This window comes from Pseudovibrio sp. Ad37 (assembly GCF_001623075.1).
Lineage (GTDB): Bacteria > Pseudomonadota > Alphaproteobacteria > Rhizobiales > Stappiaceae > Pseudovibrio.
On sequence record NZ_LMCF01000070.1, the window covers coordinates 1 to 2769 of the forward strand.

Sequence of the window (2769 nt, forward strand, 5' to 3'; positions counted from 1 at the left end):
TTTCATTGTTGAACACTCTTTCCAAGGCATCCCGGTCCCTCCCTGAATGCCATGTTAATGTGTCAACCATCTCTCCGAACACCTGTAACCTATGTCTCCGGTATGTACACACCGAGCCGGGATCCATGGACCGCCCCCTCAAACTCAGCCGCTTTTTGTGCCGGTACTCCCTAGCAGCCACCTCATCAGCCTTGTCATCAAAGCCATTCAGCGCTGCTCTAGATCCCGGATCACCGCTCCGCTTGCCCGGGATGACGTCAGAGAGCGACGATAGCCCAAGCCCCAACACCGTCATCCTGCACTCGATGCGGGACCCAGCAAATCTCACGGAGTCCTCCAGAAAAGAGCTTCGCAAACAAGACTTTCTCAACGGCTCTGCGTCACACCCCTTAGAGTCATTCTGGTTCCTGCACCCGATTTATTTGCGTAATCCGATCTTAGCTGTTGATTTGGGAGGCAATCATCTTTTTTCGAGCCGTTCGTAAGAAATCAAAGTTTAGTGCTATGAGGCGTATAAGCTGACCGAACTGCAGAAGAGCAAAAAATAAAAGTAGATAGTTACTACCAAAGTCAAAGATCGCCTTTGAAACCTGCTCTGAGCCACAACCCAAAAGCAAAATAGACTTTTTCGAGAATGTGATCTCTGCAACGTGGCATGCTATTACAAAACAGAGGGAAACACCGGAGAATAGCGCAATTTCGATGAGACTTCTGAGACGGTTCAGTGTTTCGATAGATAAGTCATTAGCAGCTCCGTCGGACGCAATGAATTCTTGAGCCATCACTTGAGGATAAATAATACCTACCCAAGCTCCAACAATGCCAAACGTAATTGCAGAAATTCCGAGAAGCATCGCCAATGCTTTTGAATACTGCTCTGCTTCGACCTCGATCCCCCACCATAAGAAAAAGAAGGTCAAAAGAACCGTAATAACAAGCGACCTCATGCTACGATTTTGCCTATCGCGTCCTGCTCGCGAGCATGTCTTCTGTTCTCAATAACTGGTTGAATTAGCTGATTTCGCTGCCTTGACAGTGCCCGGCATACCTCACTTGCAGCAAGAATATTGGTTCCATCTCGTCGTAATTCTAGATCAATGGAGTTTGAGATCGACATGCCACTTAGCATCACTTTGCGCTGAGACCCGCTTTCGGAAATCCAAAACCCTAGATCTCCGATCTCACCTCTTTCATCAAAAACTTCAAAGTTTCTAATAATTTCTTGGAGCTCCTCGAGGCTCGGCCTATATTGGATATCTTGAGTGATGGTTCTGGGCTGATTTAGTTCTGGCACATGCCCAACAATGCGATCAAAGAGCCTCTCCATCACCTCTCTTTGATCTGGGACTTGAAAATCAAATTTTTCGCGCCGGACCATTCTGGTTATGCGATTAACGTTACGGACAAGATCATCAGCAGCACTGTCGCTTTTACTTAATGTTGCTCGGAATTCAGGCTTAACATTTTCCTGTCGCTGGTTTCTTCCATACCCGATTATTTCTCGTCGCTCAGAGAGTATTTTATATTGAGAAAAGCTGCGCAAGAACCCGTTGAGATACCGTTCCATGCTTAGTTTTTCGGGCGAAGAATGTGAAAATACAACTGTTGCCAGTACAGATTCCCTTGGAATGAACCAGTAATAACTGGGAGAGCCAGGAATAATGTTTTCTCCTCGAAAACCTGTTTCTTCTACATCCAGATTACCCGGCTGTTGATCAGATTGTATGCCTAAGACTTTGCCTTCATCATTTGATACTTCATTCCATAATGTCAGTACTTGATCTTCATTCTGATCAGGATCGCTGAGGTCGCAATAATAAGTATTTAAAATATCTTTTGCTGCGTCTGGCTCAAATGTTCTTGTTTGATTAAGTACTCTTCGATCAGTGGCCCATAATTTCAAAGATGACAGCAGCTCAGGTAAACTGCAGAAAACTAAATTTCCATCACGGTTGTAAAAGCCGCATTTATGAACGTCAAAGAAACGAATTTTAGCTTCCAGCATGTGCACCTATTTTAAATTATTTTTCAAAATATCATACAATTATAAGTTGCTGCAATAATCATATAAATACCCATTTTCAGTTGCCCGATTGAGTGTTCCTGCGAACATTAATCATCAGATGATCCATTCTCTTCTCCCCCACCTGCAACAACTCCCCATTGACACCGCATGCATCTGCAGCCATCCTGTTTTTCGAGGCTTCACAACCTCTCTAAGACAGCGGTTACCGCTCCCGTCACTGGCGGATTTTTTGTGCCTGCTTTATAGGTAGCGCGCAAACCCTTTGCTATGAGCGGGAGGGCGGTGAATACAACACCTCCTTCGGGGGGGAATAAACTCGCCTGTCTGTCTTACAGGTTGTGAATCTCCCGCTCGCCAGCGGGCCATCACAAGCTCGTTGCCGTTGCGGTCCTTCAACACCCTAAAGACAGAGGGATTGAGAATGGACGACACCGCATGCGCATGTAGCGCCACAAACACGCTTCAAAACGAAATTGACGAAGTCATCATAGCCGTCTCGGATTTGGAAAATCTGGCTTATATGCAGCAATTAGTGTTGAATGAGCGGATGCAGGAATGCCGGGAACGCGATGCTTTGTTCACTCTGCAACAAGCCTTACGCGATCGACTGGAAGCACTAGAGCGTGCTGCGCCAGATCTGATTCAGGTTTCTCATTTTAACTTTTTGTGATTCAATGTTGCCATCCTTGTTTTTGGAGGGCACATGGGCAAGCCATATCCGATAGAATTACGTGAACGGGTTG

4 protein-coding genes are annotated in these 2769 nt (G+C 45.8%); 1 reads left to right on the top strand and 3 read right to left on the bottom strand.

The features are described 5' to 3' along the window. The 3 genes from PsAD37_RS28545 to PsAD37_RS12830 form a co-directional block, all read right to left on the bottom strand. The coding region (locus PsAD37_RS28545) for a hypothetical protein (protein ID WP_206600071.1) at positions 1–328 on the bottom strand (328 nt) is incomplete at its 3' end. Between the two features lie 109 nt (positions 329–437). Beyond that, complete coding sequence (locus PsAD37_RS12825; protein ID WP_063296481.1) at positions 438–947, bottom strand: hypothetical protein; 510 nt, start codon at positions 945–947, stop codon at positions 438–440. Continuing rightward, positions 944–2005 carry a hypothetical protein gene (locus tag PsAD37_RS12830; RefSeq protein ID WP_063296482.1) on the bottom strand — a complete coding sequence of 354 codons (1062 nt, stop codon included), beginning with the start codon at positions 2003–2005 and terminating at the stop codon, positions 944–946. Before PsAD37_RS12830 ends, PsAD37_RS12825 begins: the two co-directional genes overlap by 4 nt. Before the next feature lie 442 nt (positions 2006–2447). On the opposite strand from PsAD37_RS12830, the gene PsAD37_RS12835 reads away from it, so the two are divergent. Next, positions 2448–2696: a hypothetical protein gene (locus PsAD37_RS12835; protein ID WP_063296483.1), complete on the top strand. Its 249-nt coding sequence runs from the start codon at positions 2448–2450 to the stop codon at positions 2694–2696. Positions 2697–2769 lie beyond the last annotated feature (73 nt).